This is a genomic window from Paracoccus versutus (assembly GCF_000763885.1).
Classification (GTDB): domain Bacteria; phylum Pseudomonadota; class Alphaproteobacteria; order Rhodobacterales; family Rhodobacteraceae; genus Paracoccus; species Paracoccus versutus.
The window spans coordinates 46,901-71,609 of record NZ_JRKO01000028.1 but is presented as its reverse complement, the minus strand read 5'-3'; the positions used below and the strand labels follow the sequence as shown (position 1 = coordinate 71,609).

Sequence of the window (24,709 nt, the reverse complement as noted above, 5' to 3'; positions counted from 1 at the left end):
GCCCCCTGGCCGAGACCCGGCGCAGCCAGGGCGGCGGCAAGGGCTCGGGGGGGCGGGTGACGCAGGTCGGCTATCGCGCCAGCCTGGCCCCGGCGCTGTGCGAGGGGCCGATCCTGGGGGTCGGGCGCATCTGGGCCGATGGCGAGGAGGTCTCGGCCGAGGCGCTGAACATGCGGGTCTACCTGGGGGACGAGGAACAGTTGCCCGACCCGGCCATCGCCGCCCATGAGGGCGAGGCGGCCCCGGCCTATCGCGGCCTGGCCTATGTCGTGCTGGAGGATCTGGCGCTGGAGCCATGGGGCAACCGGGTGCCGCAACTGTCCTTTGAGGTCACGCGGGCGGCCCGGCAGGGGCGGGGCCTGACGCGCGAGGTGCAGGCGGTCGCCATGATCCCCGGCACCGGGGAATATGCGCTGGCGACCACGCCGGTCAGCTATGACATCGGGCTGGGCGAGATGCGGGTCGCCAACCGCAACACGGCGGCGGCCACGGATTTCCTGGCCTCGATGGGCGCGCTGGGGCGGGAATTGCCGCGGGTCGGCTCGGTCTCGCTGGTGGTGTCCTGGTTCGGGGACGATCTGCGGGCCGGCGAATGCGCGGTGCGGCCCAAGGTCGAGGATCTGTCGCGCGACGGGCAGGGGATGGCCTGGCGCGCGGGCGGCATCGGGCGCGAGGCGGCGCAGGCGGTGGCGCGGGTGGACGGGCGGTCGATCTATGGCGGCACGCCCGCCGACGGCTCGGTGATCGAGGCGCTGCGGGCGATCGCCGAAAGCGGGCGCAAGGCGGTGTTCTATCCCTTTATCCTGATGGAGCAGCTGGCGGGGAACGGCCGGCCCGACCCGTGGAGCGGGGCCCTGGACCAGCCGGTGATGCCCTGGCGCGGGCGCATCACCACCAGCATCGCGCCGGGGCGCGCGGGCAGTCCCGCGGGCACGGCGGCGGCGGCCGAGGAGGTGGCGCGGTTCTTTGGCACGGCCGCGGCCGGGGATTTCAGCCGCGAGGGGACGGTAATCCGCTATAGCGGGCCGGACGAGTGGTCCTATCGCCGCTTCATCCTGCATTATGCGCATTTGTGTGCGGCCGCGGGCGGGATCGACGCCTTTCTGATCGGGTCCGAGATGGTCGGGCTGACGACGATCATGGCGGCCGGGCATTCCTTTCCGGCCGTGCAGGAGTTGCGGCGGCTGGCGGCGGATGTGCGCGGGATCCTGGGCGAGGGGGTCAAGCTTGGCTATGCCGCCGACTGGTCGGAATATTTCGGCCATCATCCCGGCAATGGCGACGTGCATTTCCACCTGGACCCGCTTTGGGCCGACGAGAACATCGACTTTGTCGGCATCGACAATTACATGCCGCTGTCGGACTGGCGCGAGGGCGAGGATCACCTGGACGCGCATTGGCGGCGGATCGACGACCCCGCCTATCTGCTGGGCAATGTCATGGGCGGCGAGGGCTATGACTGGTATTACGCCAGCGATGCCGACCGGCAGGCGCAGCGGCGCACGCCCATCCATGACGGCGCGCATCACGAGCATTGGATCTGGCGCTACAAGGACATCCGCGGCTGGTGGCAGAACGCGCATCACGACCGCATCGGCGGGGTGCGGCGGGCGCAGCCCTCGGCCTGGGTGCCGGGCAGCAAGCCGGTGTGGTTTACCGAGATGGGCTGCGCCGCGCTGGACAAGGGCACGAACCAGCCCAACAAGTTCCTGGACGCGATGAGCTCGGAATCGATGCTGCCGTATTTCTCGGACGGGCGGCGGGACGATCTGGTGCAGGCGGCCTATGTGCGGGCGATGACCGGGTTCTGGGGCGATCCGGCGAACAATCCGGCGCGGGCAGCCCATGGCCGGACCGGGGCGGGACGGATGGTGGACATGGCGCGCGCGCATGTCTGGTGCTGGGACGCGCGGCCCTATCCGGCGTTCCCGGCGCGCCTGGACCTGTGGTCGGACGGCCCGGCATGGGAGCGCGGGCACTGGCTCAACGGTCGCGCTGGCGCGGTGCCGCTGGCCGATGTGGTGGCCGAGATCTGCCGCGAGGCGGGGGTGCGGGCATTCGACGCCGAGGCGCTGCGCGGGCTGGTGCGCGGCTATGCGCTGTCGGGGGCCGAGACGGGGCGGGCGGCGCTGCAACCGCTGATGCTGGCGCATGGGTTCGACGCGGTCGAGCGCGACGGCGTCCTGCGCTTTGTCATGCGCGGCGCGCGGGTCGATGCCGAGCTGGGGCCAGACGACATGGCGCTGGCCGAGGAGATCGAGGCGGTGGAAATTTCGCGCGCCGCCGATGCCGAGATGGTGGGCCGCATCCGGCTGACCCATGTCGAGGCGGGCGGCGATTATGCCGCGCGCACGGCCGAGACGGTGATGCCGGGGGCCGAGTTCCTGGCGGTCTCGGACAGCGAGCTGGCGATGGCGCTGACCCGCGGCGAGGGGCGGGCGCTGGCGGAACGCTGGCTGTCGGAGGCGGCGGTGGCGCGGGACGCGGTGCGGTTCGCCCTGCCGCCCTCGCTGGGGCATCTGGGGCCGGGGGATGTGGTGCGGCTGGCCGAGGGGGCGGCCGAGGCCAAGCGCTGGCGCATCGACCGCATCGAGCGCGCGGGCGCGATCACGGTGGACGCGGTGCGGGTCGAGCTGGGGGTCTATCGCCCGGCCCGCGTGGTCGAGGGCGAGGCGGCGCTGCGCCCCTTCGTGCCGCCGATCCCGGTCTGGCCGGTGTTCCTGGACTTGCCGCTGCTGCGCGGCGACGAGGTCGCGCATGCGCCGCATCTGGCGGTGACGGCGACGCCCTGGCCGGGGGCGGCGGCGGCCTGGGTCTCGACCGAGGAGGCGGGGGGCTATGCGCTGAACGCGACGCTGGCCGAGCCTTCGGTCATGGGGGTGACGGAAGGGCCGCTTTCGGCGGCGCGGCCGGGGGTCTGGGACCGCGGGCCGGCGCTGCGGCTGCGGGTCAAGGGCGGCAACCTGCGCTCGGCCGGGGTCGAGGCGCTGCTGGCGGGCGCGAACCTGCTGGCGATTGGCGACGGCTCGGCCGAGGGCTGGGAGCTTTTGCAATTCGCCGAGGCGCGGCTGGTTTCGGCCGGGCTATGGGAGATCTCGATGCGGCTGCGCGGGCAGGCGGGGACGGATGCCTTCATGCCGGCGGTCTGGCCGGCGGGCAGCGTGGCGGTGCTGCTGGACGGGGCGGCGGCGCAGGTGGAGCTGGCGCCCTCGGCCCGCAACCAGCTGCGGCATTGGCGCATCGGGCCGGCCACGCGCAGCCCGGACGACCCCAGCTATCGCCACGTCGCCGCGGCGTTCCGCGGCGCCGGGCTGCGGCCGCTGTCGCCCTGCCACCTGGAGGTCCGCGGCCGGGTCGTGACCTGGGTGCGGCGCACGCGGATACAGGGCGACGGCTGGGACGGGCCGGACGTGCCGCTGGGCGAGGCGCAGGAACGTTACGCCGCCCGGCTGGTCCGGGACGGGCAGGTGCTGGCCGAGGCCGTGCTGGCCGAGCCGCGCTGGGCGGTGCCCGGGGGCGTCTGGGCCCAAGCCGCGGCGGGCGGCGGCTTTGCCGTCGAGGTCGCCCAGCTTTCCGACACGTTCGGGGCCGGGCCCCATGCAAGGAGGATGATCCATGTCTGAGAACACGACCGCGAATTGCGCCCTGCCGCTGCTGATGCCGGCGCAGGCGCAGAAACATGTCACGGTGAACGAGGCGCTGATGCGGCTGGACGGGCAGGTGGACCTGGTGCTGCAAAGCCTGACCCGCATCACCCCGCCCGAGACGGTGGTGGACGGGCTGTGCTGGGGCGTGCCGCAGGGCGGGGTCAACGCCTGGGAGGGGCAGGGCGGCAAGATCGCCATCGGCGCGAACGGCGGCTGGGTCTTTGTCGAGCCGGGTTTCGGCCGGCGGGCGCTGGTCGCCGACCAGGGGGTGGTGGCGATCCATGGCGGGGCGGCCTGGGTGCCCGGCGCCATCACCCTGGGCCAGCACGGCTCGGGCCTGCTGGCGCGGCAGCTTGACGAGGATGTGACGCTGGGCGCGGGCGCCTGGTTCGAGACGGCGATGGCCGTGCCGTCCGGCGCGCTGGTCATCGGCGCCACGGCGCGGGTGCTGGAGGCGATCACCGGCAGCGCGACATCCTGGTCGCTGGGCACGGCGGGCAGTTCGGACAGCCTGACGCGATTCGGTCACGGGCTGGGCAAGGCGCAGGGCTCCTGGGCGCGCGGGCTTGCCTCGCCGCCCGTGGTGTTCTGGGAGCCTGCGCCCCTGCGGCTGACGGCCGCGGGCGGGCAGTTCGCCGGCGGCAAGGTGCGCATCGTGCTGCATTGGTGGGAATTGCGGCTGCCGGATTGAGCGGACTTTTCGCGCCCGCCGGTTTCCGCTAGACTCGGCGGGTGAAACTGACGGGCGCCCGTATGAACTTGCAGAAAGACATGATCGAGCCGCTGTCCGACGCGCGCGATGCCCCGCGCGATTCGGTCTGGGGCCGCATCCAGCGCGAGGCGCGCATCGCCGTGCGCGACGAGCCCCTGCTGGGCGCGCTGATCCATGCCGGGCTGCTGCATCATGCCACATTCGAGGCGGCGCTGGCCTATCGCTTTTCGCTGAAGCTCGCCTCGCGCGAGATGAGCGAGCAGATCCTGCGCGAGATCGCCGACGATGCCTTTGCCCGCGCGCCGGAACTGTCGGCGGCGGCGCAGGCCGACCTGCTGGCGGTCTATGACCGCGACCCGGCGACGCACCGGCTGATGCAGCCGATCCTGTTCTTCAAGGGCTACCAGGCGCTGCAAGCCTATCGCATCGGGCATTGGCTGTGGCAGCAGGGCCGGCGCGACATGGCCTATTTCGTGCAGATGCGCTGTTCCGAGGCGTTCGGCGTGGACATCCACCCGGCGGCGAAGATCGGCACCGGGGTGATGATCGACCATGCCCATTCCATCGTCATCGGCGAGACGGCGGTGGTCGGCGACGACGTGTCGATGCTGCATTCGGTGACGCTGGGCGGCACCGGCAAGGAGGATGGCGACCGCCATCCCAAGATCGGCAACGGCGTGATGATCGGCGCCGGCGCCAAGGTGCTGGGCAATATCCGCGTCGGCCATCATTCGCGCATCGCCGCCGGCTCGGTCGTCTTGGCCGAGGTGCCGCCCTGCAAGACCGTGGCCGGGGTGCCGGCGCGGATCGTGGGCGATGCGGGCTGCGCCGACCCGTCGAACACGATGAACCAGCTTCTGGGCCACGAAGACCTGTTCTAGAGCCAGTCGGCGTTGCCGCTGCCGGTCAGCTCGGCCAGCGTGAGGTTTTCGCGTGCGAGCCGTTGGTCGAGGTCGCGCGCGATCCGGGCGGCCAGCGAGAAGCCCTGGTAGACCAGCGCGGAATAGATCTGGACGGCCGAGGCGCCGGCCCGCAGCTTTTGCCATGCCTGCTCGGCCGAGCCGATGCCGCCGACGCCGATCAGCGGCACGCGGCCCTGCGTCTCGCGATAGAGCCGGGCGAGGATGCGGGTGGCGCGGTCGAAGAGCGGCGCGCCGGAGAGGCCGCCGGTTTCCCCGGCCTGCGGCGAGGCGAGGCCGTCGCGCAAAAGCGTGGTGTTGGTGGCGATGATCGCATCGACCGGGGCGGCCAGCGCCACGGCGGCGATGTCGGCCAGCGCGGCATCGTCGAGGTCGGGGGCGATCTTGATGAACACCGGCGGGCGGTTCGGCAGCGCGTCGCGCGCCGCCAGCACGCCTTGCAGCAGGGCCGACAACGCCTGGGGGCCCTGGAGGTCGCGCAGCTTCTCGGTATTGGGCGAGGAGACGTTGACGGTCAGGAAATCGGCATGGGCGCCGGCAATGCGCACCACCTGCGCGAAATCGGCGCTGCGGTCGGCGCTGTCCTTGTTCGCACCGATGTTCAGCCCGACGGGGATGCCCGGCGGGCGCTGCGCGAGCCGGTCGGCGATGGCCTGCGCGCCCTCGTTGTTGAAGCCGAAGCGGTTGATGATCGCGCGGTCCGGGGTCAGGCGGAACAGGCGCGGCCTGGGGTTGCCGGGCTGCGGGCGCGGGGTGGCGGCGCCGACCTCGACGAAGCCGAAGCCCGCGCGCATCAGCGCGGGCAGGGCGCGGGCGTTCTTGTCGTAGCCGGCCGCCAGACCCACCGGGTTCGGCAGGTCGAGGCCGGCGAGCTGCATGCGCAGCCGGTCGGAGGTGACGGGCCGGCCCGGCAGCGGCACCAGCCCGAGCCGCAGGGCGAGGATCGAGAGGTCATGCGCGCGTTCGGGGTCCAGGCGATGCAGCGCGGCAAGGCCCAGCCGCTCGATGGGGGTCATGCGAGATCTCCGATGTCGTGGCCGGCGGGGCCGAGGGACAGGGGGCGGCTCCAGATCACGTCGCCCATGCGCAATTCGCGGTAGAGATGCGGAAAGAGATCGCCGCCGCGCGAGGGTTCCCAGCGCAGCTCGGGCAGGGCGTCGCCGTCCAGCGCCAGCAGGTGCAGCCCGTCCTCGGCCGCGAAATGGCGCGACAGGGTGCCGGGCAGCTGCGCGGCGGTGGAGAGGTGGACATAGCCGTCCGCCAGGTCCACCGGCGCGCCGGCGCTGCGGCCCTGCCGTTGGAATGCCTGGAACTCGGCGGCGCGGAAGATCTTGTAAACCAGCATGGCGGGTTCATGCGTCGCGTGATGCGGGCCGTCAAGCGGCATCGCGTCGCCCCAACGGCTTCGTCAATTGACGCCGGGGCCGGCATCCCGCAATCTGCCGCCCATCCAGACATTCGGGGTGAGAGGGATCGAGATGAAACGCGGGCTCATGGTTTCGGCGGCGATCGTCGCGCTGTCTTCGGGCGCGGCGCAGGCGGATTACACGCTGCATGTCCTGCATATCAACGATTTCCACAGCCGGATCGAGCCGATCAACGCCTATGACAGCACCTGCGACGCCGAGACCGAGGCGCAGGACGGGTGCTTCGGCGGCGTGGCGCGGCTGGCGACCAAGATCCGCGAGCTGCGCGACGGGCTGAAGGCCGAGGGCCAGAACGTGATCGTGCTGGACGCGGGCGACCAGTACCAGGGCAGCCTGTTCTATACGACCTACAAGGGCAAGGACACGGTCGAGTTCATGAACGCCATCGGCTTCGACGCCATGGCGGTCGGCAATCACGAATTCGACGACGGGCCGCAGGGGCTGCAGATCCTGGCGGAGGGCGCGAAGTTTCCGGTCGTCTCGGGCAACCTGGACCTGTCGCAATCGCCCGAGTTGAAGGACAAGGTCGGCGACGTGCTGGTGCTGGATGTCGGCGGCGAGCAGGTGGGCATCGTCTCGGCCCTGGCGATGGACACGCCCGAGACCGCCTCGCCGGGCGACAAGGTCATCTTCATGGACGACATGGACAGCCTGAAGGCCGACGTCCAGGAACTGACCGAGCAGGGCGTGAACAAGATCATCGCGCTGACCCATTCCGGCTACAGGCGCGACCAGGAATTCGCGGCCGAGGTGGCCGGGATCGACGCGGTCGTCGGCGGGCACAGCCATGCGCTGCTGGGCCAGCTCGAAGGTGCCGCCGGTCCCTATCCGACCATGGTCAAGGGCGCGGACGGCACCGAGGTTCCGGTGGCGACCGCCTATGCCTATGGCAAATACCTGGGCCATCTGGTCCTGACCTGGGACGACGAGGGCAAGCTGGTCAAGGCCGAGGGGCAGCCGATCCTGCTGGACGGCTCGGTCGCGCCGGACGAGAAGCTGGCCGCGCGGGTCAAGGAGATGGCCGCGCCGATCGAGCAGCTCAAGCAGAAGCGCGTGGCCGAGATCGCGGCGCCGATCGACGGCAGCCGGGAAACCTGCCGGGCGCGGGAATGCGAGATGGGCAGCCTGGTCGCCGACGCCATGCTGGCGCGCGTCAAGGACCAGGGCATCACCATCGCGATCCAGAACGGCGGGGGCTTGCGCGCCTCGATCGCCGCGGGGGTGGTGACGATGGGAGACGTGCTGTCGGTCCTGCCCTTCCAGAACACGCTGTCCACGTTCCAGCTGAAGGGTGCGGACGTGGTCGCGGGGCTGGAAAACGGCGCGAGCCAGATCGAGGAGGGCGCCGGGCGCTTTGCCCAGGTCGCCGGGCTGAAATACACGCTGGATCCCTCGGCCCCGGCGGGCAGCCGGATCAGCGACGTGCAGGTGCGCGACGGCTCGGACTGGGTGCCGATCGATCCCGAGGCGGTCTATGGCGTGGTCTCGCAGAACTACATGCGCGCGGGCGGCGACGGCTACAGGGTCTTTGCCGAGAACGCGATGAACGCCTATGACTTCGGGCCGGATCTGGCGGATGTGCTGGCCGAATACCTGGCCAAGCAGGGGCCGGGCTTCGTGGCGCGGGTGGATGGCCGCATCACCGTGAAATGACAGGAACGCAAAGGGGCCGGGCATAAGCCCGGCCCTTTTTTGCGTTCGGGGGTCATCAGGACTTGGCTTCGTCGCCATCCGCCAGCGGCAGGGCTTCGCGCAGGAAGCGTTCGAAATCGTCCAGGTCCACCGGCTCGAACTGGCCGAAGCCCTGCATCCAGACCGAGGCGTTGCGCAGCCCGTCGGGTTCCAGCTTGCACCAGATGATGCGCCCGCGCCTTTCCTGCCGGATCAGTCCCGCGGCCGCCAGCACGGCGAGATGCTTGGAGATCGCCGCCAGGCTGACCTGGAAGGGCGCCGCCACATCCGTCACCGCCATGTCGTCTTCCAGCAGCATGCCAAGGATCGCCCGCCGGGTCGGATCGGCGAGGGCGGAGAAAATGGCGTCGAGGCTGGGTTGCTGTGCGGGCATCGGCTTTGCTTAACTTGCCGGTTGAATATGGAGCGGATGGCCACCGGACCGCAAGGCCGGGTTTCCGCGATGGGCGGCTTTCGCGGAAGCTTTGTTTTTCAACAGGTTGCAATTTCCGGGGCCTTGCTTGACTCGGGGGGCGCGAGTCCCTATCACCGCGCCAACCGATAACGGGGGTGTGAGCCGTGGCCGAGGACGACCATGACGCCGCGCGATCCCGAGACGCGGAGCGGCTGCGCGCGCTGGAGGCCCGGCTGGGCAAGAAGGCGGCGGACAAGCCGGCCTCGCGCGGGGAAGAGCATTTCAGCCAGGCCAACATGGCCTGGCGCATGGTGACCGAGCTGGTGGCGGGATTGGCCCTGGGCTTCGGGATCGGATACGGGCTGGACTATCTGACCGGCCTGCAGCCGGTCTTCATGGTGGTCTTCGTGCTGCTGGGACTGGCGGCCGGCATCAGGACCATGATGCGGACCGCGAACGAGATAGGCAAGACACCGGGACGTCCCGGCGACGACAAGGGTGAATGACGATGGCAGAAGAAGAAGCAGGTGGTCTGGTTTTCCATCCGATGGACCAGTTCGTCGTCAAACCGCTGTTTGGCGAAGGGCCGGTGAACTGGTACACGCCGACCAATGCGACGCTGTGGATGGCGCTGGCCGCGCTGGCGATCACCGCGCTTCTGGTCTTTGGCACCCGCGGCCGGGCCATCGTGCCGAACCGCGTCCAGTCCATCGCCGAGCTGCTTTACGGCATGGTCCACAAGATGGTCGAGGACGTGACCGGCAAGGACGGGCTGAAATACTTTCCCTATGTGATGACGCTGTTCTGCTTCATCCTGTTCGCGAACTTCCTGGGCCTGCTGCCGAAAAGCTTTTCGCCGACCTCGCATATCGCCGTGACGGCGGTGCTGGCGGTGCTGGTCTTTGTCGGCGTGACCGTGCTGGGCTTCGTCAAGAACGGCGCGCATTTCCTGGGCCTGTTCTGGGTCAGCTCGGCGCCCCTGGCGCTGCGCCCGGTGCTGGCTGTGATCGAGCTGATCTCGTATTTCGTGCGGCCGGTCAGCCATTCCATCCGACTTGCCGGCAACATCATGGCCGGCCACGCGGTGATCAAGGTCTTTGCCGCCTTCGCCGCCATTGCCGCCATCGCGCCGGTTTCGGTCGTCGCCATCACCGCCATGTATGGGCTCGAGGTGCTGGTGGCGCTGATCCAGGCCTATGTCTTCACCATCCTGACCTGCGTCTACCTGAAGGACGCGCTGCATCCGGCGCACTGAGCCGGGCAGCCAAGGTCTGAAACGAAAACCCTTTCCAAAAGCCTCAAGGAGCATGAACATGGAAAATCTGGGTCAACTGGGACAGTATCTCGGCGCCGGTCTGGCTTGCGTCGGCATGGCGGGCGCCGCCATGGGGGTGGGCAATGTCGCCGGCAACTACTTGGCGGGCGCGCTGCGCAACCCGTCGGCCGCTGCCTCGCAGACCGCCACGCTGTTCATCGGCATGGCCTTTGCGGAAGCCCTGGGCATCTTCTCGTTCCTGGTCGCGCTGCTGCTGCTGTTCGCAGTCTGATCCTTTTGCCATCCTTGCGGTTGGGTGGGGGCGTCATGCGCCCACCCGATTGTGAAACGACCGGCATGGGGTAGGATATGTTCAGCCTGTTGCAACAGACCGCGCCCGTCGTGGTCGAAGAATCTGAAACGGTGATCATCACCGAATCCGCCGAAGCGGCGGGTCATGGCGCCGATGCGGCCCATGCCGTGGCCGCGGCGGATGCAGCCCATGGCGCGGCTGGCCATGCCGCCAGCGCCCCCGGCATGCCGCAACTGGATTTCACCACCTTCGGCAACCAGATCTTCTGGCTGCTGGTCATCCTGGCGGTGATCCACTGGGTTCTGTCGCGGATCGCGCTGCCGCGCATCGGCGGCGTCATCTCGGACCGCCAGGGCGCCATCACCGGCGACCTGATGGCTGCCGAGGAATTCAAGCAGAAGGCCAAGGAGGCCGAGGCCGCCTATGACAAGGCGCTGGCCGACGCCCGCGCCGAGGCCGGCAAGATCGTGGCCGCCAACAAGGCCGAGATCCAGAAGGAACTGGACGCCGCCATCGCCCATGCCGATGCGGAAATCGCCGCGCGCGCGGCGGAATCCGAGAAGCGCATCGGCGAGATCCGCGCCTCGGCCATCGAGGACGCGCGCAATGTCGCCCGCGAGGTGACGGCAGCGCTGGTGGAGAATTTCGGCGGCAAGGCCGACCAGGGTCTGGTCGATGCGGCGGTCGACCAGCGACTGAAGGGGGCGCTGCAATGAAACGTCTGAGCGTTCTCTTTGCCCTGATGGCAAGCCCGGCGCTTGCGGCTTCGGGCCCGTTCTTCTCGCTGCGCAATACCGACTTCATCGTCACGCTGGCTTTCCTGCTGTTTGTCGGCATCCTGGTCTGGTTCCGCGTGCCGCAGATCGTCGGCGGCTTGCTGGACAAGCGGGCCGAGGGCATCCGCAACGACCTGGCCGAAGCCCGCCGCCTGCGCGAGGAAGCGCAGGAGATCTATGCGAGCTACGAGCGCCGCCAGCGCGAGGTCAAGGGCCAGGCGGACGAGATCGTCGCCAATGCCAAGCGCGAGGCGGTTTCGGAAGCCGAAAAGGCCAAGAAGGCGCTGCAACTGTCGATCGAGCGCCGGCTGAAGGCCGCCGAGGAACAGATCGCCAGCGCCGAGGCCGATGCCGTGCGCGCCGTGCGCGACCGGGCTATCCAGACGGCGATCGGTGCCGCGACCGAGATCCTGGGCAAGCAGGCCAGCCCGGCCGAGCGCAGCGCCGGCATCGACCAGGCCATCGAGGAAGTGGGCCGGCGGCTGAACTGAGGCTGCGAAATCGAACGAGAGGGATGCGGCCAAGCATCCCCATGGGACAGTGACCGGACCCCCGAGGCGGAGACGCTTCGGGGGTTTTTCCTTTTCCGCCCATCGAGGGCGCAAAAGCAAAGGGCCGGCAGCCTTTCGGCTGCCGGCCCGCGCCTGGCGTCCCTGCCGCGATCAGCGGGTCGGGGTGATCAGGATCTCCACGCGGCGGTTCTGCGCCCGGCCCGCGGCGGTATCGTTCGAGGCGACCGGCTGGGTCGCGCCGCGGCCCATGGTGGTGAGGCGCGATTGCGACACGCCGCCGGCGCCCAGGATGCCCGCGACCGAACGCGCCCGGCGCTCGGACAGATCCTGGTTGTAGGCGGCCGAGCCGGTGCTGTCGGTATGGCCGACGATCTGGATGCGGCTGTTGGGATATTGGTTGAGGTTGCGGGCGATGGTGTAGAGATCGTTCTGCCCCTGCGCCCCCACCGCCGCGGAATCGGTCGCAAACAGCGTGGTTTCCGGCATCACCACCGACAGGTGGGTGCCGTGGTTCACGATCTGGATGTTCGGGTTGTTCAGCGATTGCTGCAGTGCGCGCTGCTGCTGGTCCAGGATCGAGCCGCCGACGGCGCCCGCCGTCGCGCCGATGATCGCGCCCTTCACGGCGTTCGAGCGGCTTTCGCCGGCACCGATCAGGCCGCCCACCACCGCGCCGGCGATGGCGCCCTGCTGGGTGCGGCTGGTCTGTTGGGGCTGGCCGTAGGGATCGGTCGGCGCGCAGGCGCTGATGGCGATCACGCCCGCCGAGGCGAGAAGCAGCGAAATACGGGTCTTCATTCCTTCACCTTTCTTTTCAGGGCGATCCTACGCCGCCTGTCCTTGCGACGCGGCCGGCCTTCCCGTCTCCGGGGGCCGGCGGCTGATGCCCAAACGCGGTCACATTGGCATGGGTTCCGGGCCAACTCCACAGGAATAGACGGGAAATCGCGGTGCGCGGCTCACAAAGCGGCGATGGCGCGGGGCGCGATGCTCGCGCCTTCGCGCGCAAGCAGGGCGCGCTTTACCGCCTCGCCCCAATGATAGCCGCCGATGCGGCCGTCGGTGCGGGTCACGCGATGGCAGGGGATCGCCCAGGAGACCGGGTTCTGCCCGACCGCCGTGCCGACCGCGCGCAGGGCGTTCGGACGGCCGATGCGCTCGGCCAGCATGGCATAGCTGATGACCTGTCCCGGTGGCACCGCGGCCAGGGCACGCCAGACCTGCAACTGGAACGCGGTGCCGCCAAGGCGGACGGCGATCTCGCCCTCGCCGGCCAGCAGGGCCTGGATGGCGGGGGCCAGCGCCTCGGGCGCCTCGACCAGCCGGGCGTCGGGGAAGCGGGCGATCAGGTCGGCCTCGACCCGGTCCTCGGGCATGGGGCCGGCAAAGCCCAGGGCCCAGAGCGCGCCGCCCGCCCCCAGCGCCACCACGGTGCCGAGCGGCGTCGGAAAGCGCCCGCGACAAAGCACCGCGCCGGCATGCTGGGCCGGCTGCGTGGTGATCGAGACCCGCAGCCCCGGCTGGGGCTGGGCAAGGGAGAAAAGCGTTCGTGTCATGCCTGACTCGCAATTGTCGCCCTGGCAGCCTAGCGCAACCGCGGGCCAAATCCATACGGGAATGCTTGCGCATGGCGGCGGGGCAGGGCATCTGGGGGCGCATGGCACGCAGCACCCTTTCCCGCCTTCCCCCCGCCTTGCCCTATGCGGCCCAGGTCGCGATCTTTTCGCGCCTGCACGAGGCCAATCCGCATCCCGTGACCGAGCTGCAATATGTGAACGCCTTCACCCTGCTGGTGGCGGTGGCGCTGTCGGCGCAGGCGACCGATGTCGGGGTGAACAAGGCGACCAAATCGCTGTTCCAGCGCGTGACCACGCCGCAACAGATGCTGGAGCTGGGCGTCGAGGCGCTGACCGAGGAGATCAAGACCATCGGGCTCTACCGCCAGAAGGCGAAGAACGTCATCGCCCTGTCGCGCCGGCTGGTCGAGGAATATGGCGGCGAGGTGCCGCAATCGCGCGCGGCGCTGATGACCCTGCCCGGCGTCGGGCGCAAGACGGCGAATGTCGTGCTGAACAGCGTGTTCAACTTTCCGGCGCAGGCGGTGGACACGCATATCTTCCGCGTCGGCAACCGCACCCGCATCGCGCCGGGCCGCGACGTCGAGGAGGTCGAGCGCGCCATCGAGGACAACGTCCCCGTCCCCTTCCAGCAGAACGCGCATCACTGGCTGATCCTGCACGGCCGCTATATCTGCCAGGCGCGGCGCCCGCGTTGCCGGATCTGCCCCATCGAAGATCTCTGCCCCTATGAGGAGAAGACCGAATGACCACCCCCTACGTGATCGGGATCGGCAATGCCGTGATGGATGTGATCGCGCCGACCTCGGATGCGACGCTGGCGCGGCTGGGGGTGGAAAAGGGCATCATGCAGCTGGTCGACCGCGCGCGATCCGAGTTCCTGATGGCGGCGCAATCGGCCGATCCGCAGGCGGGCAAGGCGCGGCTGGTGCCGGGCGGCTCGGTCGCGAACACCCTGGCGGGGCTGGGAATGCTGGGGCTGCGCACGGCCTTCATCGGCAAGGTGGCGGGCGATCCCCTGGGGCTGAGCTATGCCGAGCAGACCGAGGCGCAGGGCACGGTCTTCGTCAACCCGCCTGTGGCGGGGGACGTGGCCCCGACCTCGCGCTCGATCATCTTCGTGACGCCGGATGGCGAGCGGTCGATGAACACCTACCTGGGGATTTCCGGCGAACTGGGGCCCGACGACGTGAACCCCGCAACCTTCAGCGGCGCGGACTGGCTGTTCCTGGAAGGCTATCTCTTTGACAAGGATGCCGGCAAGGCGGCCTTCCTGAAGGCGGCCGATGCCTGCCACGCGGCGGGCGGGCAGGCGGGGATCGCGCTGTCCGATCCGTTCTGCGTCGACCGGCACCGCGCCGATTTCCGCCGGCTGGTGGCGGGGCCGATGGATTACGTCATCGGCAATGTCCACGAATGGCAGTCGCTCTATCAGGTCGAGGATCTGGAGGAGGCGCTGCGCCTGGCCTCGGCCGATTGCGGGACGGTGATCTGCACCCGCTCGGGCGAGGATGCGATCCTGATCCGCGGGGCCGAGCGGGTAACGGCGCCGGTGCATCGCGTGGTGCCGGTGGATGCGACCGGCGCGGGCGACCAGTTCGCGGCCGGGCTGATCTATGGGCTGGCCATCGGCGCCGACCTGGCGGCGGCGGGGCGGATGGGCTGCATCGCGGCGGCAGAGGTCATCGGCCATGTCGGCGCCCGGCCCGAAAGCGACCTGCGCGCGGCCTTCCGGGCCGAGGAACTGGCCTGATCGCGCCTTGAGGCGCGGTCCTTGGGGTATTTGGGCAACAGAGAAGCGCCGGAGGGGGGAACCCTTCGGCGCTTTTTCTTTGAGTATTCGGGAAACGGTGAAATGCCCTGGTCGGGGGCTTCCTGCCGAGGGGTGCGGAATTGGCCCGGCGCCGGTTTTTCTCCGTTCTTCAAATACCCCGGCAACCGGGCGGACAAGGCTTAACCGGCCCTGCCCGCCGCGAGAGTTCAGGCAGCCTTGTTGCCGGCGCCGATCCGGCCGTAGAAGCTTTCGCCTTTCGTGGCCATGTCCTTGAGCAGTTGCGGTGCGGCGAAGCGGGGGCCGAATTTCGCCGCCAGATCCTCGGCAATCTCGACCGCACGCGGGGCGCCCAGCATGTCGAGCCAGCCGAACGGGCCGCCCGACCAGGGCGCGAAGCCCCAGCCGAGGATGGCGCCCACGTCGCCCTCGCGGATGTCCTCGAGCACGCCTTCCTGCAGCGCACGGACGGCTTCCAGCGATTGCGCGAACATCAGCCGGTGCTGGATTTCGGTCAGCTCGGGCTGGGTGTCGGCTTCGGGCCATTCGGCGGCGAGGCCCGACCAGAAGCCCTGGCGCTTGCCGGCCTCGTCATAATCGTAGAAGCCGGCCTTGGTCTTGCGGCCCAGCCGGCCCTGGTCGGCGAGCCGGAAGATCACATGGTCCACCGCCCCGTCCGGGTAGGCATCGCCCATGGCCGCGCGCGTCGCCTTGGCGATCTTGACGCCCAGGTCGATCGAGGTTTCGTCCACCAGTTGCAGCGGTCCCAGCGGCATGCCCATCATCTTGGCCGCGTTCTCGATCAGCGTGGGGCTGACCCCTTCGGCCACCATGCGGATGCCCTCGTTGATATAGGGGATGATGCAGCGGTTGGCGTAGAAGAAGCGCGCGTCGTTGACCACGATGGGCGTCTTGCGGATCTGGCGCACGAAGTCCAGCGCCTTGGCCACCGCGCGCGACCCGGTTTCGCGGCCCTTGATGATCTCGACCAGCAGCATCTTGTCCACCGGGCTGAAGAAATGGATGCCGATGAACTGGTCGGGCCGGGCGCTGGCCTTGGCCAGCTCGCTGATCGGCAGGGTCGAGGTGTTGGTGGCGAAAATCGCGTCTTGCGGGATCACCGCCTCGGCGCGCTTGGTGACTTCGGCCTTGACGGCGGGGTCTTCGAACACCGCCTCGACCACCAGGTCGCAGCCTTGCAGGGCGGCGTAATCGGTGGTGGGCGTGATGCGGGCAAGCACCTCGGCCTTCTTCTCTTCGGTGGATTTGCGGCGGCTGATCGCCTTGTCCAGCAGGCCGGTGGAATAGGACTTGCCGCGCTCGGCCGCCTCTTGCGTCGAATCGATCAGCACCACCTCGATCCCGGCCATGGCCGAGACATGGGCGATGCCGGCGCCCATCATGCCGGCGCCGAGGATGCCGAGCTTCCTGACCGTCTGGTCCGGCGCCTCGGGGCGGTTCGCGCCCTTCTCCAGCGCCTCCTTGTTGATGAAGAGGCTGCGGATCATCGCCGTGCTGGAGGGGTTCATCAGCACGTTGGTAAACCAGCGCGCCTCGATCTTCAGCGCCGTGTCGAAGGGCACCATGGCGCCTTCATAGACGGCGCTCAGCAGGGCCTTGGCCGCCGGATAGACGCCCAGGGTCTTGCCATGCACCATGGCGCTGGCGCCGACGAAGGTCATGAAGCCGGAAGGGCTATAGGGCTCGCCGCCCGGCATCTTGTAGCCCTTGGCGTCCCAGGGCTTGACCAGGTCGGCATCGCCCGCCTTCAGCACCCATTCGCGGGCGGCTTGCAGGGGGTCGGCAACGACCTCGTCGATCAGGCCGGCGGATTTCGCCTTGGCGGGGTCCGAGAGCTTGCCTTCCAGCAGGAAGGGCGCGGCGCCCATGGCGCCCAGCTTGCGCACCAGCCGGGTGGTGCCGCCGGCGCCGGGGAAGATGCCGACCATGATCTCGGGCAGGCCGATCCTGGCCTTCGGGTTCTCGGCGGCAAAGATGCGATGCGTGGCCAGCGGCAGCTCCAGCCCGATTCCCAGCGCCGTGCCGGGCAGGGCGGCTGCGATGGGCTTGCCGCCCTTTTTCGTCTTGGGGTCCATGCCGGCCAGCTCGATCTTGCGCAGCAGGTGGTGCAGCGTCATCACCCCGTCGAAGACCGCCTGCGCGCCGCCCTGCTTCATGCCGGCGATGACGTTCAGGTCCATGCCGGCGGCGAAGTCCTTCTTGCCGCTGGTGATGACGATGCCCTTCACGGCCGCGTCGGCCAGGGCCTCGTCGATCAGCGCGTTCAATTCGGCCGCGCCGTCCAGCGACAGCACGTTCATCGACTTGCCGGGCACGTCCCAGGTGATGATGGCGACGTCGTCGGCGCCTTTATCCATGGTGAAATCGGTCATCTTCCCCTCCGCTCAGACGCGCTCGATGATGGTGGCCGCGCCCATGCCGGACGCGATGCAGAGCGTGGCGAGGCCCACGGTCTTGTCCTGCCGTTCCAGCTCGTCGAGCAGCGTGCCGATGATGATGGCGCCGGTGGCGCCCAGCGGGTGGCCCAGGGCGATGGCGCCGCCATTGACGTTGACCACGGCGGGATCGACCTGGAAGGCCTGCATGAAGCGCAGCACGACCGAGGCGAAGGCCTCGTTCACCTCAAAGAGGTCGATGTCGCTGATCGCCATGCCTGCGTCGCGCAGGATCTTTTCCGTCACCGGCACCGGGCCGGTCAGCATGATGGTCGGGTCGGTGCCGATCTTGGCGGTGGCGCGGATGCGGGCGCGGGGTTTGAGCCCATGCGCCTTGCCGAATTCTGCATTGCCGATCAGCACCGCGGCGGCGCCGTCCACGATGCCCGAGCTGTTGCCGGCGTGGTGGATATGCTCGATGCGGTCCAGATGCGGGTATTTCAGCATCGCCACCTTGTCGAAGCCGGGCATGGACTCGCCCATCTCCTTGAAGCTGGCCTTCAGCTTGGCCAGATCCTCCAGCGTGGTGCCGGGGCGCATGTATTCGTCGCGGTCGAGGATGCTCAGGCCGTTCTGGTCCCTGACCGGCACGATGGACTTGGCGAAGCGGTTCTCTTGCCAGGCCAGGGCGGCGCGGCGCTGGCTCTCGACGGCAAGGGCATCGGCCTCTTCGCGGGTAAAGCCGTATTCGGTGGCGATGATGTCGGCGCTGATGCCCTGCGGGACGAAATAGGTCTTGAAGGTCAGGCTGGGGTCCACGGCGATGGCGGCGCCGTCGCTGCCCATGGCGACGCGGCCCATCATCTCGACGCCGCCGGCGATATAGGCGTCGCCTGCGCCGCCCCTGACCTGGTTCGCGGCCAGGTTCACCGCCTCCATGCCCGAGGCGCAGAAGCGGTTGATGGCGAGGCCGGGGATCGATTCGTCCAGGTCGGATTCCAGCACCGCCGAGCGGGCGAGGCAGCCGCCCTGTTCCTTGACCTGGGTGACATTGCCCCAGATCACGTCCTCGACGGCATGGCCCTCGAGCCCGTTGCGCTCCTTGACGGCATTCAGCAGCCGGGCGGAAAGCGCGACCGAGGTGACTTCGTGCAGGCTGCCGTCCGGGCGGCCCTTGCCGCGCGGGGTGCGGGCGGCGTCGTAGATATAGGCTTCGGTCATGCGTCCTCCTTCGCGGCCCGGTCCGCGGGATTGCCGGGCATCAGGTCATAGGGATGTTTCCAGCCGGGCAGGGCCTGGATGCGGTCCAGCCAGGCGTCGATCCGGGGCCATTCGCCGCGGTCGAAGCCGAAAGGCTCGGGGTAATAGAGATAGCTGCAACAGGACAGGTCGGCGATGGTGGGCCGGTCGCCCGCCAGCCAGTCGCGCCCGGCCAGATGCCCGTCGAGCGTCTTCAGCGCCGCCTTGCAGCGCCCCTGCAGCCAGGCGATGACCTCGGCGGGGCGTTTCTCGGGCGGCAGGAAGTTCATCAGGAAGCGCAGCGTGCCGAATTGCGACGAGCCCTTGTGGTTGTCCCAGAACAGCCAGCGCAGGATCTCGCTCCGGTCGCCGTCCATGAAGCGCCCGGTCCTTTCGGCCAGGTGCAGCAGGATCACGCCCGACTGGGCCAGGGTCAGGCCGTCCTCGACGTAGACCGGCGCCTCGCCCATCTCGTTCAAGGCGCGATAGTCGGCGCCGCGCATGGCGCCGCTGAAGAAATCCACGAAGACCGGCTGCCAGGGATGACCGGTCAGCTGCATCATCAGCGCCACCTTGTAGGAATGGCCGGATTCTCCGAAGCAGTGAAGCTGGGCGGTCATGCTGTTTCCTTTCCTTCGACTTGGCGCCCGGCTTCCCGGTGCATGGGTATTTTTACAACGAAGAAGACGCGCCTTAACCTTGTCTTAACCGCTCCCTGCGAAACTCGGCGGTGCGGTACAGGCTGGGGAGCCGATGACCGCCAACGGAGAAGTCGCCCCGGTCATTTGGCCAAAACCTGTCCCGCCTGAACCGCGGGGGTGGCCGGGGCGCAACCTGCCGATTTCTTCGTTGCCCAAATACCCATGCGACCTTGCTGCCAGGCGCCCCCCTTGCCCGTTTCAGAACCGCCCTGCATCCAGCGCCATCACCGGCTCGGCGCCCGAGCGGATGCGGGCCAGATGCGCCGCGGTCATCGGCAGCTGTCGCGCCATGTAATAGCGGCCGGTCGCCAGCTTGGTCTCGTGGAAGGCCGGATCCTCGGTGCCGCCATCCAGCGCCGCCTTGGCCGCAGCCGCCATCCGCGTCCACATCAGCCCCAGCGCCACATGGCCGAAGAGGTGCATGAAGTCGTAGGAGCCCGCCAGCGCCGCGTTCGGGTTCTTCATGCCCTGTTCCATGAAGAACATCGCCGCCGATTGCAGATCCTTCGAGGCCGCCTTCAGCGGCTCGCAGAAGCCGGCCTTCAGCGCCGCGTCGCCCTCATGCGCCTTGATCTCGGCCTTGACCAGCTCGAAGAAGGCCATGACCGGCTTGCCGCCCTCGGCCGCGAGCTTGCGGCCGACGAGGTCCAGCGCCTGTACCCCGTTCGCGCCCTCGTAGATCATGGCGATGCGGGCGTCGCGGACGAATTGCGACATGCCCTGTTCCTCGATATAGCCGTGGCCGCCGAAGACCTGCTGGGCCTGCACCGCCGTCTCGAAGCCCTTGTCGGTCAGGAAGCCCTTGATCACCGGCGTCAGCAGCGAGACGAGGTCATGGGCCTCCTTGTCCTCGGCCAGAACGGCGCGGTCGATCAGATGCGCGCCCCAGAAGGCCAGCGCGCGGGCGCCCTCGAGGAAGCTTTTCTGGTCCATCAGGTTGCGGCGGATGTCGGGATGCACGATCAGCGGATCGGCCGGACCCGCAGGGTTGGCATCGCCCGTCACCGCGCGGCCCTGCAGCCGGTCGCGGGCATAGGCGACGGCGTTCTGATAGGCGGCCTCGGCCACGGAATAGCCTTGCAGGCCGACGCCGATCCGGGCCTCGTTCATCATGGTGAACATGGCGCGCATGCCCTTGTGCAGCTCGCCCAGGAGCCAGCCTTTCGCGCCGTCATAGTTCATCACGCAGGTGGCATTGCCGTGGATGCCCATCTTTTCTTCCAGGTTGCCGACCGAGACGGCGTTCCTGTCGCCCAGGGAGCCGTCCTCGTCGACCAGGAATTTCGGCACGATGAAAAGCGAGATGCCCTTGGTGCCCTCGCCCCCGCCCGGCGCCTTGGCCAGGACCAGGTGGATCACGTTTTGCGACATGTCGTGGTCGCCGGCCGAGATGAAGATCTTCTGCCCGGTGATCAGGTAGCTGCCGTCCTGCTGCGGCTCGGCCCTGGTGCGCAGCAGGCCCAGGTCGGTGCCGGCATGGGGCTCGGTCAGGTTCATGGTGCCGGTCCATTCGCAGCTGACCATCTTCGGCAGGTAGGTGGCCTTCTGCTGTTCGGTGCCATGGGCGTGGATGGCGGAATAGGCGCCATGCGTCAGGCCCTGATACATGGTGAAGGCCATGTTCGAGGCCGAGAACATCTCGCCTGCCGCCAGGCCGATCACATAGGGCATGCCCTGGCCGCCGTATTCCGGGTCGCAGTCGAGCGCGGTCCAGCCGCCCTCGCGCATCTGTTCGAAGGCTTCCAGGAAGCCCCTGGGGGTATGGACCACGCCGTTTTCCAGCGTGCAGCCCTCGCGGTCGCCGACGGCGTTCAGCGGCGCCAGCACCTCGGAGGCGAGCTTGCCGGCCGCCTCCAGCACGGCCTGGGTGAAGTCGCGGTCAAGATCGCCGTAACCCGGCAGATCCTGGTTCGAGATGTCCAGCACGTCATGCAGCACGAATTGCATGTCGCGGATGGGCGCGGAATAGGTGGTCATCGGTCCTCCCGAAAGTTCGCCCTCAGGCGTCGGATTTCAGTCTTTGCAGCGCGGCCTCGCCCTCGGCGATCTGCTGGCGCAGCTCGGCGATGGCCTCGCCCAGTTCGCGGTGCTGCCGCTCCATGTCGGCAAGCCGGTCGCGGGCGGTGGCGAGCGTGGCTTCGGTCTGGGTGATGTTGCGTTCGGCCGGGTCGTAAAGCTCCAGCAATTGCCGGATCTGCTCCAGCGAGAAGCCGAAGCGCTTGCCGCGCAGGATCAGGGTCAGCCGGGCGCGGTCCGAGCGGCCGTAAAGCCGATGCTGGCCGCGGCGCTGCGGAAACAGCAATTCGCGGGATTCGTAGAATCGCAGCGTGCGCGGCGTGACGTCGAAGGCGTCGCACATCTGGCGGATGGTCAACAGCTCGTCGCCCATGGCCGATCCTCTCCCCTTGGCACATTCACTTGCCGGGGAATATAGGTCGAGTTGACGTGCGCGTAAGGGGGGACGTGGCGTCAGCGCCCGGCTCAGCCCCTTTTCGCCGTCCCGGCACCGTTCTGGCCCGCCCCGTCCTGGCCCGCGCCATCCTGGCCCATGCCGTCCAGGATCGCGACGGTGTCGTTGCGCAGGGCCAGCAATTCGGTCATCGAGGCTTCGAGCTCGTCGCGCTGCTGGCGCAGCACCTCGAGCTGGCGGTCGGCCAGCTCGATCCAGACGCGATACTGCTCCTGCGTGCCCTTTTCGCCATAGATCAGCAGCCATTGCCGGATGTCCTCGAGCGAGAAGCCGAAGCGGCGGCCGCGCAGGATCAGCTTCATCCGGGCGATCTCGCGCGGGCCGTAGAAGCGCGAGCGGCCTTCCTTGCGGGGGCTGAGCAGCTCGATGTATTCATAATAGCGCAGCGTCCGGGGCGTCACGTCGAACCGTGCGCACATTTCCTTGAAGCCAATGTATTCGCTATCGGACATCGGATGAACTCTATGCTGCGGTTGCGGCGCAGCCTAGCGCGGGGGCGGATCAAACTCAACCATTGGTCGGGCGGGCTTGCCTGCGGGTCGCGGGCTGCTACCATTGCCGCCTGCAAGCCAAGCAAGAGGCCAGGGGCATGAGCGAACCGTCGCCAGAGGACGAGCTTGAACAACGCCGGCGCATCGCGCGCCAGTTCATCGAGGTGATCCCCCATGCGCGGGCGCTTGGCATGCGGCTGGACCAGCTTTCCGCCGAGGGGGCCGAGATCTCGTTGCCCTGGCGCGAGGATCTGGTCGGCGATCCGCGCAGCGGGGTGATCCATGGCGGGGTGATCTCGGCCCTGATGGACACGTGCAGCGGCGCGGCGGTGATGGCGCATCCGACCGGGGCGCGCTCGACCGCGACCATCGACCTGCGCATCGACTACATGCGCGCGGCGACGCCCGGCCAGACCATCCGCGCCAAGGCAAGCTGCTATCACATCACCCGGTCGGTCGCCTTCGTGCGCGCCTGGGCGATGGATGACGACGAATCCCGGCCCGTGGCCTCGGCCACCGGCGCCTTTACCGTCGAGAGGTGACATGGCCCCGCGCAACGAATCCCTCGACGCCATCAAGTCGCGGCGCAACAACACGCTGAACGCGCTGGTTTCCAGCGTGCCCTATATCCGCTGGCTGGGCATCGGCTTCGACCGCCGCGGCGACGAACTGACCGCCGTGCTGCCCTTTGACGAGAAGCTGATCGGCAACCCGATGCTGCCGGCGATCCATGGCGGGGTGACGGCCGCCTTCCTGGAGGTCACGGCCATCGTCGAGCTGACCTGGACCGCGATCTGGGAGGACATGGAGCAGGGCCGCATCGCCCCCGACGCCGCCGTGCCCGAAAGCCTGCCGCGCCTGCCCAAGACCATCGACTTCACCGTGGACTACCTGCGTTCCGGCCTGCCGCGCGACGCCTATGCGCGGGCGCGGGTGGTGCGGTCCGGGCGGCGCTATGCCAGCGTGCATGTCGAGGCCTGGCAGGACCAGCGCCAGAAGCTGCTGGCCCAGGCGACCGGGCATTTCCTGATGCCGCAGGATGGCTGAGGAGCATGGCTGAGACGCTGGCCGGCCGGTCGGGGAACCGGGGGGCCGAGGCCGATCTCTCGCACCGCCGGGTGCTGGCCATCGCCCTGCCGGTGGTGCTGTCGAACGCGACCATCCCGATCCTGGGCGCGGTGGATACCGGCGTCATCGGCCAGCTGGGCGAGGCCGCGCCCATCGGTGCGGTGGGGCTGGGCGCGGTGATCCTGACCTCGGTCTACTGGATCTTCGGCTTCCTGCGCATGGGCACCTCGGGGCTGGTGGCGCAGGCGCATGGCGCGGGCGACGATGGCGAATCCGGCGCACATCTGCTGCGGGCGCTGGGGATCGGGCTGGCGGCGGGGCTGGTCTTCATCCTGGCGCAGGGGTTGCTGTTTGCCGGCGCCTTCCGGCTGGCGCCGGCCTCGGCCGAGGTCGAGGCGCTGGCCCGGCAATACCTGGCGCTGCGCATCTGGGGGGCGCCGGCGACCATCTCGCTTTACGCCGTCACCGGCTGGCTGATCGCCACCGAGCGGACGCGCCGGATCCTGGCGCTGCAATTGCTGATGAATGGGCTGAACATCGTCCTGGACCTGTGGTTCGTGCTGGATCTGGGCTGGGGCGTGCGCGGCGTCGCGGGCGCGACGCTGATCGCGGAATGGTCCGGCCTGGCGCTGGGGCTGTGGTTTGCGCGCCATGCCCTGCGCGCTGCGATCCGGCGCGCCGGGCTGCTGGCGCGCGAACGGATCGAGGAACTGGCGCGGGTGAACGGCGACATCCTGATCCGGTCGGTGCTGCTGCAAGGCTCGTTCACCACCTTCATGTTCCTGGCCGCGGGGCAGGGCGACGTGACGCTGGCCGCCAACCAGGTGCTGCTGCAATTCCTGTCCATCGTCGCCTATGGGCTGGACGGTTTCGCCTTTGCCGCCGAATCGCTGGTCGGGCAGGCGGTGGGCGCGCGCCGGCCCGACCGGCTGCGGCAGGCGGCGCGGCTGACCTCGGCCTGGGGCGTTCTGGGCGCGGGGCTTTTGTCGGCGGTGTTCCTGCTGGGCGGGCCGGCGATCATCGACCTGCTGACCACCGCGCCCGAGGTGCGGGCCCAGGCGCGTGCGTTCCTGCCCTGGCTGGTCGCGGCGCCGCTGGTCGGCATCGCCTCGTGGATGCTGGACGGCATCTTCATCGGCGCCACCCGCACGCGCGAGATGCGCGACGCCATGCTGGTCGCGGTCGGGATCTATGCGGTGCTGGTGGCGGTGCTGCCGCCGATCTGGGGCAACCACGGGCTTTGGGCGGCGCTGATGGCGCTGAACGCGCTGCGCGGCCTGACCATGTGGCGGCTTTATCCCAGGGTCGTGGCGGCGGCGGGCTGAGATGCGGAACGCCCCGGAATGTC

25 protein-coding genes are annotated in these 24,709 nt (G+C 69.0%); 14 read left to right on the top strand and 11 right to left on the bottom strand.

Features of this window, described 5'->3' with window-relative positions:
- The 3 genes from IT40_RS14085 to cysE form a co-directional block, all read left to right on the top strand.
- A partial coding sequence (locus tag IT40_RS14085) for a baseplate multidomain protein megatron (protein ID WP_036756256.1) occupies positions 1 to 3,623 on the top strand: 3,623 nt, incomplete at its 5' end.
- On the top strand, positions 3,616 to 4,338 hold the full coding sequence (locus tag IT40_RS14080; RefSeq protein ID WP_036756254.1) for a DUF2793 domain-containing protein: 723 nt from the start codon (positions 3,616 to 3,618) through the stop codon (positions 4,336 to 4,338). The genes IT40_RS14085 and IT40_RS14080, both read left to right, overlap by 8 nt.
- Before the next feature lie 62 nt (positions 4,339 to 4,400).
- Positions 4,401 to 5,240 carry a serine O-acetyltransferase gene (cysE, locus tag IT40_RS14075; RefSeq protein WP_036756252.1) on the top strand — a complete coding sequence of 280 codons (840 nt, stop codon included), beginning with the start codon at positions 4,401 to 4,403 and terminating at the stop codon, positions 5,238 to 5,240.
- On the opposite strand, the gene IT40_RS14070 is transcribed toward cysE, so the two are convergent.
- Together IT40_RS14070 and IT40_RS14065 are read right to left on the bottom strand one after the other, a co-directional pair.
- Positions 5,237 to 6,295: a quinone-dependent dihydroorotate dehydrogenase gene (locus IT40_RS14070; RefSeq protein ID WP_036756250.1), complete on the bottom strand. Its 1,059-nt coding sequence runs from the start codon at positions 6,293 to 6,295 to the stop codon at positions 5,237 to 5,239. The genes cysE and IT40_RS14070 overlap by 4 nt on opposite strands.
- On the bottom strand, positions 6,292 to 6,624 hold the full coding sequence (locus IT40_RS14065) for a DUF952 domain-containing protein (protein WP_036756297.1): 333 nt from the start codon (positions 6,622 to 6,624) through the stop codon (positions 6,292 to 6,294). The genes IT40_RS14070 and IT40_RS14065 overlap by 4 nt, the downstream gene beginning before the upstream one ends.
- A 133-nt stretch (positions 6,625 to 6,757) precedes the next feature.
- Between IT40_RS14065 and IT40_RS14060 the strand changes: the two genes are divergently transcribed.
- A complete protein-coding gene (locus IT40_RS14060) occupies positions 6,758 to 8,359 on the top strand; it encodes a bifunctional metallophosphatase/5'-nucleotidase (protein ID WP_036756248.1) in 1,602 nt (533 codons plus the stop codon).
- Positions 8,360 to 8,414: 55 nt separating this feature from the next.
- Here the strand turns inward: IT40_RS14060 and IT40_RS14055 are convergent, their stop codons facing one another.
- Positions 8,415 to 8,771 (bottom strand): ArsR/SmtB family transcription factor, encoded by a 357-nt coding sequence (locus tag IT40_RS14055; protein WP_036756246.1) that lies wholly within the window; start codon positions 8,769 to 8,771, stop codon positions 8,415 to 8,417.
- A 185-nt stretch (positions 8,772 to 8,956) separates the two neighbouring features.
- On the opposite strand from IT40_RS14055, the gene IT40_RS14050 reads away from it, so the two are divergent.
- From IT40_RS14050 to IT40_RS14030, 5 genes are all read left to right on the top strand, one after another.
- The gene (locus tag IT40_RS14050) at positions 8,957 to 9,298 is read left to right on the top strand and encodes an AtpZ/AtpI family protein (protein WP_036756244.1); all 342 of its coding nucleotides are present in this window, start codon (positions 8,957 to 8,959) and stop codon (positions 9,296 to 9,298) included.
- A 2-nt stretch (positions 9,299 to 9,300) separates the two neighbouring features.
- The gene (locus IT40_RS14045; RefSeq protein ID WP_036756242.1) at positions 9,301 to 10,047 is read left to right on the top strand and encodes a F0F1 ATP synthase subunit A; all 747 of its coding nucleotides are present in this window, start codon (positions 9,301 to 9,303) and stop codon (positions 10,045 to 10,047) included.
- A gap of 58 nt (positions 10,048 to 10,105) precedes the next feature.
- Positions 10,106 to 10,339 (top strand): F0F1 ATP synthase subunit C, encoded by a 234-nt coding sequence (locus IT40_RS14040; protein ID WP_010394077.1) that lies wholly within the window; start codon positions 10,106 to 10,108, stop codon positions 10,337 to 10,339.
- A 77-nt stretch (positions 10,340 to 10,416) separates the two neighbouring features.
- The gene (locus IT40_RS14035) at positions 10,417 to 11,076 is read left to right on the top strand and encodes a F0F1 ATP synthase subunit B' (protein ID WP_208855400.1); all 660 of its coding nucleotides are present in this window, start codon (positions 10,417 to 10,419) and stop codon (positions 11,074 to 11,076) included.
- Entirely contained in the window at positions 11,073 to 11,627 is a 555-nt protein-coding gene (locus tag IT40_RS14030; RefSeq protein ID WP_036756240.1) for a F0F1 ATP synthase subunit B, read from the top strand. The genes IT40_RS14035 and IT40_RS14030 overlap by 4 nt, the downstream gene beginning before the upstream one ends.
- Before the next feature lie 171 nt (positions 11,628 to 11,798).
- On the opposite strand, the gene IT40_RS14025 is transcribed toward IT40_RS14030, so the two are convergent.
- The gene (locus IT40_RS14025; RefSeq protein ID WP_036756238.1) at positions 11,799 to 12,446 is read right to left on the bottom strand and encodes a YiaD family glycine zipper/OmpA-like lipoprotein; all 648 of its coding nucleotides are present in this window, start codon (positions 12,444 to 12,446) and stop codon (positions 11,799 to 11,801) included.
- Between the two features lie 161 nt (positions 12,447 to 12,607).
- The gene (locus IT40_RS14020; protein WP_036756236.1) at positions 12,608 to 13,204 is read right to left on the bottom strand and encodes a methylated-DNA--[protein]-cysteine S-methyltransferase; all 597 of its coding nucleotides are present in this window, start codon (positions 13,202 to 13,204) and stop codon (positions 12,608 to 12,610) included.
- Between the two features lie 101 nt (positions 13,205 to 13,305).
- Between IT40_RS14020 and nth the strand changes: the two genes are divergently transcribed.
- Together nth and IT40_RS14010 are read left to right on the top strand one after the other, a co-directional pair.
- A complete protein-coding gene (gene nth / locus IT40_RS14015) occupies positions 13,306 to 13,974 on the top strand; it encodes an endonuclease III (protein WP_052095940.1) in 669 nt (222 codons plus the stop codon).
- The gene (locus tag IT40_RS14010) at positions 13,971 to 14,978 is read left to right on the top strand and encodes an adenosine kinase (protein ID WP_036756234.1); all 1,008 of its coding nucleotides are present in this window, start codon (positions 13,971 to 13,973) and stop codon (positions 14,976 to 14,978) included. The genes nth and IT40_RS14010 overlap by 4 nt, the downstream gene beginning before the upstream one ends.
- 227 nt (positions 14,979 to 15,205) lie before the next feature.
- On the opposite strand, the gene IT40_RS14005 is transcribed toward IT40_RS14010, so the two are convergent.
- From IT40_RS14005 to IT40_RS13980, 6 genes are all read right to left on the bottom strand, one after another.
- Entirely contained in the window at positions 15,206 to 17,389 is a 2,184-nt protein-coding gene (locus tag IT40_RS14005) for a 3-hydroxyacyl-CoA dehydrogenase NAD-binding domain-containing protein (RefSeq protein WP_036756232.1), read from the bottom strand.
- 12 nt (positions 17,390 to 17,401) lie between these two features.
- On the bottom strand, positions 17,402 to 18,613 hold the full coding sequence (locus IT40_RS14000) for an acetyl-CoA C-acetyltransferase (RefSeq protein WP_036756230.1): 1,212 nt from the start codon (positions 18,611 to 18,613) through the stop codon (positions 17,402 to 17,404).
- The gene (locus tag IT40_RS13995) at positions 18,610 to 19,251 is read right to left on the bottom strand and encodes a glutathione S-transferase family protein (protein ID WP_036756228.1); all 642 of its coding nucleotides are present in this window, start codon (positions 19,249 to 19,251) and stop codon (positions 18,610 to 18,612) included. Before IT40_RS13995 ends, IT40_RS14000 begins: the two co-directional genes overlap by 4 nt.
- A gap of 279 nt (positions 19,252 to 19,530) precedes the next feature.
- Complete coding sequence (locus tag IT40_RS13990) at positions 19,531 to 21,309, bottom strand: acyl-CoA dehydrogenase C-terminal domain-containing protein (RefSeq protein ID WP_036756226.1); 1,779 nt, start codon at positions 21,307 to 21,309, stop codon at positions 19,531 to 19,533.
- 22 nt (positions 21,310 to 21,331) lie between these two features.
- Positions 21,332 to 21,721, bottom strand: a complete 390-nt coding sequence (locus IT40_RS13985; RefSeq protein ID WP_036756222.1) for a MerR family transcriptional regulator — start codon at positions 21,719 to 21,721, stop codon at positions 21,332 to 21,334.
- Positions 21,722 to 21,813: 92 nt separating this feature from the next.
- Positions 21,814 to 22,254, bottom strand: coding sequence for a MerR family transcriptional regulator (locus IT40_RS13980; protein WP_036756220.1), 441 nt, complete (start codon positions 22,252 to 22,254; stop codon positions 21,814 to 21,816).
- 137 nt (positions 22,255 to 22,391) lie between these two features.
- Between IT40_RS13980 and IT40_RS13975 the strand changes: the two genes are divergently transcribed.
- The 3 genes from IT40_RS13975 to IT40_RS13965 are packed head-to-tail and all read left to right on the top strand — an operon-like array spanning position 22,392 to position 24,686.
- Positions 22,392 to 22,835: a PaaI family thioesterase gene (locus IT40_RS13975; RefSeq protein WP_036756218.1), complete on the top strand. Its 444-nt coding sequence runs from the start codon at positions 22,392 to 22,394 to the stop codon at positions 22,833 to 22,835.
- 1 nt (position 22,836) lies between these two features.
- Positions 22,837 to 23,340, top strand: a complete 504-nt coding sequence (locus IT40_RS13970) for a PaaI family thioesterase (RefSeq protein ID WP_036756216.1) — start codon at positions 22,837 to 22,839, stop codon at positions 23,338 to 23,340.
- Positions 23,341 to 23,345: 5 nt separating this feature from the next.
- Entirely contained in the window at positions 23,346 to 24,686 is a 1,341-nt protein-coding gene (locus IT40_RS13965; RefSeq protein ID WP_036756214.1) for an MATE family efflux transporter, read from the top strand.
- The last annotated feature ends 23 nt before the right edge of the window (positions 24,687 to 24,709 follow it).